6 protein-coding genes are annotated in these 6706 nt (G+C 77.5%); 1 reads left to right on the top strand and 5 read right to left on the bottom strand.

The features are described from left to right. A partial coding sequence (locus tag BMW62_RS11300; protein WP_211435088.1) for an HNH endonuclease signature motif containing protein occupies positions 1-407 on the top strand: 407 nt, incomplete at its 5' end. A gap of 18 nt (positions 408-425) precedes the next feature. On the opposite strand, the gene BMW62_RS23470 is transcribed toward BMW62_RS11300, so the two are convergent. The 5 genes from BMW62_RS23470 to BMW62_RS11275 form a co-directional block, all read right to left on the bottom strand. Then, positions 426-2036: a GTPase gene (locus tag BMW62_RS23470; protein ID WP_091930941.1), complete on the bottom strand. Its 1611-nt coding sequence runs from the start codon at positions 2034-2036 to the stop codon at positions 426-428. After that, positions 2033-3730 (bottom strand): GTPase domain-containing protein, encoded by a 1698-nt coding sequence (locus BMW62_RS11290; protein WP_244523975.1) that lies wholly within the window; start codon positions 3728-3730, stop codon positions 2033-2035. Before BMW62_RS11290 ends, BMW62_RS23470 begins: the two co-directional genes overlap by 4 nt. A gap of 53 nt (positions 3731-3783) precedes the next feature. After that, on the bottom strand, positions 3784-4422 hold the full coding sequence (locus BMW62_RS11285) for a PilZ domain-containing protein (protein ID WP_091930940.1): 639 nt from the start codon (positions 4420-4422) through the stop codon (positions 3784-3786). 123 nt (positions 4423-4545) lie between these two features. Beyond that, entirely contained in the window at positions 4546-5790 is a 1245-nt protein-coding gene (locus BMW62_RS11280) for a GGDEF domain-containing protein (protein ID WP_139206247.1), read from the bottom strand. A 109-nt stretch (positions 5791-5899) separates the two neighbouring features. After that, positions 5900-6610: an NYN domain-containing protein gene (locus BMW62_RS11275; protein ID WP_244523974.1), complete on the bottom strand. Its 711-nt coding sequence runs from the start codon at positions 6608-6610 to the stop codon at positions 5900-5902. Positions 6611-6706 lie beyond the last annotated feature (96 nt).

Genomic DNA, 6706 nt, shown 5'->3' with positions numbered 1-6706 from the left:
CGACCGACGAGCGGCTCGACACCGGACCCGGCCTCGGCCCACCGGCACCGACAACCGCCTACGAACCCACCGCGACCCAACGCCGCTTCCTGCACGTCCGCGACCGGCACTGCCGCATGCCCGGCTGCCGACGACGCCCCGGCCGCTGCGACATCGACCACGCCATCGCCCACGCCGACGGCGGCCCCACCGACTGCTGGAACCTCTGCTGCCTGTGCCGCCGGCACCACCGCATCAAGACCTTCGCCCGCGGCTGGTCCTTCACCCTGCACCCCGACGGCCGGCTCACCGTCCGCACCCCCTCAGGCGTCTCCCGCACCACCCGACCACCCGGCTGGTCCCACGACCCCGAACCCGACCCACCCTGGCTCGACGAAGAAGCCCCACCCGACCCCCAGCGCCGCTGAACGATGCCCATCCACCGATCACCGGGCCCGGGACACCGCCGCGCAGAAGCGGTCGGCGTCGGCCCGCACCTCGGTCATGGGGGCGAGCAGCTCCTCCTCGGCCACCTCCCGCACAGCCGCCCGCAGCCGGCGCCCGGCCGCCCGTCCCCGCCGGCGCGCGCGCAGCGCCACGAGCGGGCGGCTCACCAGCGCGAGCAGCAGACCGGCGAGCAGCCCGCCGACCAGCAGCAGCGTGGGCAGCGGGATCCCCTCGACCCGGGGAAGCGGCACGACGTCGTCGAGCTGGAGGAAACCCAGCGCGACCAGCGCCAGGAGCCACAGGGCGCCGACCAGCGCGGTCGCCAGGAGCAGCCACTGCAGCCCGGCGGCCGCCCGCTGCCAGAGCGGCACCCGGTCGGGCCCGAGGTCCGCACCGCCCACCGCCCGGTCCAGCGCGTCGGCGAGCCGCTCCTCGGATACCTCCGCCGTGCGCCGGAGCTCGTCCCGCCAGGCCGGCGCCAGCCCCTCCCCGACGGCGTCGCGGGCCTCCCGGACGGCGGTCGCCATGCGGGCCCGCTCCACCGCGCCCGCCGGCGGGAGAGACGTGCGGGCGCGCTCGTCCCCCAGGTGCAGCCGCTCGACCGGGTCCGCGCGCAGCCGGCGCGTCCACCGGACCGGCGGCCAGCCGGTACGCCCGGTGCCCTCCCGCCGGGTCGAGCGCTCGACCGCGGTGACCACGGTGGGGACGCCGGCCGCGGCGGCCAGGGCGTCGGTGAGGTCGTCGGCAGGCTCACGGGCCGGGTCCTCGCCGGCCCCCCGCCCCCATCGCCGCGAGCGCCCGGCCGCGGTCTCCGGGCAGTGCACCGCCAGCTCCGCGGCGCTGCCCCGGACATCGGCGAGCAGGCGCTCGCCCGCCGCTCGGCGGGCGCGCACCCGCCGGGCCAGCTCACCGCGCAGCTCGGCCAGCCCGTCGCCGGTGCGTCCGGACACCGCCAGGAGCGGCGTCGCGTCCAGCCCCTCCTGGTCGAGCAGGCCCCGCAGGTCGGCCAGGCAGGCGCGGGCGGCGGCCTCGTCCAGGCGGTCGACCTGGTTGAGCACCACGAGCAGCACCCCCGCGTGGCCGGCCAGCGGGGCCAGGTACCGCTCGTGGACGGCGGCGTCGGCGTACTTCTGCGGGTCGAGCACCCAGACCAGGACGTCGACCAGCTCCACCAGCCGGTCGACCTCCAGCCGGTGCTCCAGCCGGACGCTGTCGTGGTCGGGCAGGTCGAGCAGCACCAGTCCGTCGAGCGCCGGCTCGGGCTCCCGGCGATGGCGCCGCGGCACCTGCAGCCAGTCCAGCAGCCGGTCGCTGCCGTCGTCGGCCGCTCCCCAGACCGTGGCGTGCGCGACGCCGGTCGTGGGGCGGCGCACGCCCGGGGTGCTCACCTCGCTGCCCGACAGCGCGTTGAACAGCGTGGACTTGCCGCTCCCCGTGGCGCCGGCCAGCGCGACGACGGTGGCGTCGCCCAGCGCCTCGCGTGCACCGGCCTTGGCCAGCACCGCCCGGGCGCGGCCCACCTCCGGGGCCGACAGCCGCCCGTCGGCCACCTCGACCGCCTCCCGCAGCGCGGCCAGCCGGTCGGCCAGCGCGCCGTCCGAACGCCTCATGCGCCGCGCGCCTCGACGAGCGCGGCGGCCGCCGCCCGCAGCTCCTCGGCCGCCCGCGGCTGCGGGGCCACGGCGTCCACGAGCGCGTCGAAGCGGTCCTGCTCGTACCGCAGCAGCGCCTCGGACCGCTCGCCGAGGTCGGCCCGGGCCCGCTCGGCCAGCGAGCGCACCGCTGCATCACCGAACACGGCTTCCAGCACCCGCTGACCGACCGCGGTGGTGCCGCCCGCCACCGCGACCTCCCCGCCGAGCAGCCCACCGGTCTGGGCGAACACCGCCACCATGACCACCGCGCCCGTCCCGCTCACGCCCCAGGACAGCAGCCGTGCCCGCGAGCGCTTGTCGGCGCCCTCGCTGCGCACCAGGTCCAGCACCGCACCCTGCCAGTCGCGCACCTGCACCGCGGCGGCCTCGGAGAAGTCGGGCGAGGCGGCGGCGAGCTCCCGCTCCCGGTCGCCCAGCAGGCCCGGCCCGGCCGGCAGCGCACGCCAGGCGGTGACGGTCCGCTCGGCGGCGCGGTCGGCCTCGGCGCGCAGCAGCTGCTCGACGCTGCTCTCCAGCGCGCCCTGCAGGCTCTCGGCCGGCGCCGGGCGCCCGGTCAGCGCCGCCGCGACCCGGTCGCGCACCCGGCCCACCCGGGTCTGCAGGCTGCGCATCCACTCCCCCGTGCCCACGAACTCCTGCCACCGGGCCAGCACCTCACCGCGCAGCAGGCTGCCGCTGCGCACCCCCTGGTCCACCCCGTCCCGTGCCGCGTCGTACGACGCCGCGGCCGCCTCCCGCAGCGCGCCGGCCGCGGCCCGCTGCTCCTCCACCGCCGCGGCCACCGCGGTGGTCCGCTCCTGCAGGCTGTCCAGCGCCCCGGCGAGGGTCTGCCGTACGACGGCCGCCCGCTGCTCCTGGTCGGCGGCCAGCCCGTGCAGCCAGCCCCGCAGCGGCGCCACCTGGTCCTCGGGCAGCCGGCCGCCCTCGAGGGGACGCTCCTCGACGACGAACAGGCGGGCCGAGGAGAGGCCGGCGGCCCGCAGCATGGCCGCGAGATCGGCGGAGATCTCGGCGGCGGCCTCCGGCGGCACCCGGTCCAGCACGACCGCCAGCGCCGTCCCCCGCTGCTCCGCCGTGCGCAGCAGGTCCCAGGGCACCGCGTCGGCGTAGCGGGCGGCGGTCGTGACGAACACCCAGAGGTCCGCGGCGGCCAGCAACTGGCCGGCGAGGTCGCGGTTCGCGGTCACCACCGAGTCGACGTCGGGGGCGTCGAGCACGGCGAGGCCCGCGGGCACGTCGTCCCGGACCACCAGCTGCAGCGTCCCGGGCCCGCCGTCCCCGCCGGTGACCCGCGCCAGCCCGGGCAGCACGCGGTCGCCGGAGAAGCTGCCGGCGTCCGCGTGGGCGCACACCAGCACGGGGGCGCGGGTGGTGGGACGCAGCACGCCGGCCGTGGTGACCGGGGCGCCGACCAGGCTGTTGACCAGCGTGGACTTACCGGCCCCGGTGGAGCCACCGACGACGGTGAGCAGGGGGGCGTCCAGGTCGCGCAGCCGGGGCAGCAGGTAGTCGTCGATCTGGTCGGTGACGCCGCGGGCGGTGCGGACGGCGTCGTCGCGGCCCGCCGTCGTCAGCGCCAGCGGGACGGCGGCGACCTGGTCGCGGAGCGCCGAGAGGGCCTCGGTCAGGCGGGGCGGCGACGGGATCACGCCCGCTCCTCTGCCCCGCGACGCGCCCGGCTACCCGCCGGTTCGCGGCCCGGTCACTCCGCCAGCCGCGCGCGTTCCTCGCGCAGCGCCTGGAACACCCGGCGCCGCACCCGGTCCTGGTCGCGCTCCTGGACGTCGAGGAAGCGGATGCTCATGATCCAGCGGGCGCCGCGCGCCTGGACGCGGATGATCTCGCCCCGGCAGGTCAGGGGGCCGTCCTCGAATCGGACGGTCAGCGCCATCGTCGTCCCGACGTCGGGCAGCATGCCGAACCCCTCGAAGTGGACGCGCATACCGGCCTCGCTGACGTCCAGGGTCTCGCCCTTGAGCTCGACGGCACCCAGGCCCCCCTCCACGGGGACGACGACGCGGCCCCGCACCGCCGCCCGGCGCTGGCTGTGCTCGGCCGGCCCCGTCGCGGTGAGCCGCCAGCGCGCGACGGCGCCCCCCTGCACGTCGAGGACCTCCGCCGGCAGCAGGCGGTGGCCGGCGTCGCTGCGCCAGTAGACCTCGACGGCGTCGCCGGGCTTCACGACCGAGCCCTCGACGAACTCGCTCGCGGACGGGCGGACGGAGACGACGCCCTCGTGGACGACCTCCACCCGGGCGCTGATCGCGACGTCGGTGCCGGAGAGCCGCACCTCCACCTCGGTCTGCTCCGCCGGGTGGTCCACGCCGGGAACGCTGCTCATGGTCCTCTTTCGATCATCTGCCGCCCGGCCGGCGTCACCGCGCGACCGCCCGGGAACGGTAACCGTCGGGGGCGGGCGTCCGGCGGCAGGCGCAGCCGACGCGCCGGGGCGGACCGGTCCCGCTCAGCCGGCCGGCTGGGGCTCCGGCTCCCCGGGCGGCAGGGCGCCGGCGCCGACGGCGTTGCGGGTGGTCTTGGCCCGGTAGAGCTGCTCGTCGGCCCAGGACATCAGCTCGAGGGGGTAGGCATCGGCACCGGTCGCCGTCGCCACGCCCAGGGAGAGGCTCAGCTGGGCGGCCCCGAAACCGGGGGGCCGGAGCAGCCGCGCCTCGCGCCGGAGCTGCTCGGCCACCGCGGCGGCGCGCTCCTCGTCCGCGCCCGGCATGAGCACGGCGAGCTCGTCACCGCCGATGCGGGCGACCAGGTCCCCGCCGCGCACGCGGGCCGACAGCAGCCCGGCGACCGCACGCAGGGCGTCGTCCCCGCCGCCGTGCCCGTACCGGTCGTTGACGTCCTTGAAGTGGTCGAGGTCCACCAGCACCACGCTGAGCACGTTCCCCCGCTGCCGGGCCCGGGTGCACAGCTCGGCCAGCTCGGCGTCCCACCGGCGGCGGTTGGCCAGCCCGGTGAGCGGGTCCTCGTGGCTGAGCCGCTCCAGCTGGGCCAGCAGCACACCGGTCCGCTGCTGCTCGCGCTCCAGCCGGACCCGGGTGTGCAGCTCGCGGGTGTCCAGCGCGTAGCGCCGCAGGTGGGCGAGGACCGCGATCACCGACGCGGTGGCGAGGTAGACGGTCACCGCGAGCAGGTCGCCGGGCGAGAGTCCGTCCTCCGCAGTGACGGAGGCCAGCCCGAGGGCGGCCCAGGAGACGGCGACGAGCGCGACGGTCCAGCGCGGCCGGGCGACCATGACGCAGCCGCTGCCGTAGATGGCGAGGGTGAACCCGAGCAGGTGGTAGCGCGGGTCCTCCGAGCGCGTCACCATCCAGGCCACCTCCGCCTGGACGACCGCGAGGACCAGGAACGTGAGCAGCTCGGGCCGGCGGCGACCCAGCGGCAGCCGGCCCAGCGCGACGAGGGCGAGCAGCATCGGGATCTCGCAGAGCAGCCGGACGGCCAGGAAGGTGGCGGCGTTGCTGCTCTCGGTCGCCAGGTCGACGACCGACCACAGGGGCACGGTGACGACCGCGACCCAGCCGACGAGGAGCCCGGCGGTCCGGGCCCGCTCGATCCGCTCCTCGGCGAGCCCCGGGACCTCGCCGGCCAGTTCGGCGGCGGCCCGGCCGCGTGACGGCCGGCCCTCCGCGGCGACGGGCGCCGGGGAGGGCAGCACGTCGCCCCGGCGCAGCACGGCCACCAGGCGCTGGGACATCGAGAGCGGCACGGTTCTGCGATCGGCACCCCGCCCGGTTTCCTGAACGGTTCCCGCGCGGACCACCCGTGCGGGTGACCCGGCGGATTCGCGCAGCTCAGCGGCGGGGTCAGCCGCCGCGGCGGGCGGTGAACGCGGCCACGAAGTCGCGCAGGCTGCGGGTCGGCCGCAGCCAGGCGCCGTCCGGCGGGAGAGCGTCCAGGCGGACCCGGTCGAGGGGCTCCACGAAGGCTCCCGGGACGTCCTCGATGTCGATGAACTCCAGGAGGTCCGAGCCGATCGCGTAGCCGGCCACCTCGCTGAAGGCGACGACGACGACCTCGGTGCCCTGCCGGGCCAGGTCCTCCAGCGGCTCGGCGAAGTTGCGCCCGTCACCGGAGAAGACCACGAGCCGCCGCAGCCGGTGGCTGCGCCCGCGGACGGCGATGTGGTCGAGCATGTCCTGGTCGATGTCGTCGTCCGGCTGGCTCTTCGGCCGGGCGAACACCGAGTACCCGAAGCCGCGGAGCGCCTCGACCCAGCGCTGCAGCGAGCCCGGCTGCGGCGGGATGTTCGCGAAGACGCAGGCCTCGACGTCGGGTGCGTCGGCGGCGCCATCCCCGCCCACCCCGCCGGCGCCCTCGACGAACCACGCCGCGATGGCGTCGAAGCGCGGCCGGGAGGCCGCCGTCGGCCGGGCGCCGATCACCGTCGACAGGGTCATGTCGATGTTCGGGGCGTCCCAGATGAGCAGGTCCAGAGCAGGACGCGACCGGCCGTCGTCGGCGGGGCCGACCGGCTGCTCGGTGGGCTCGGGCGCGGCCTCGGAGGTGTCCAGCACGGGGACAGTCTGCCCGGGCGCGAAGGCGCGCGTCCCCGCGGGCAGCAGCGCGCCGGGTCCCGCGGCCCGGGGCGGTCCGGCGGGCGCGGTGGCACG

It is taken from the genome of Blastococcus sp. DSM 46786 (assembly GCF_900109665.1).
GTDB lineage: Bacteria > Actinomycetota > Actinomycetes > Mycobacteriales > Geodermatophilaceae > Blastococcus > Blastococcus carthaginiensis.
This window is presented reverse-complemented; position numbering and strand designations above follow the sequence as displayed.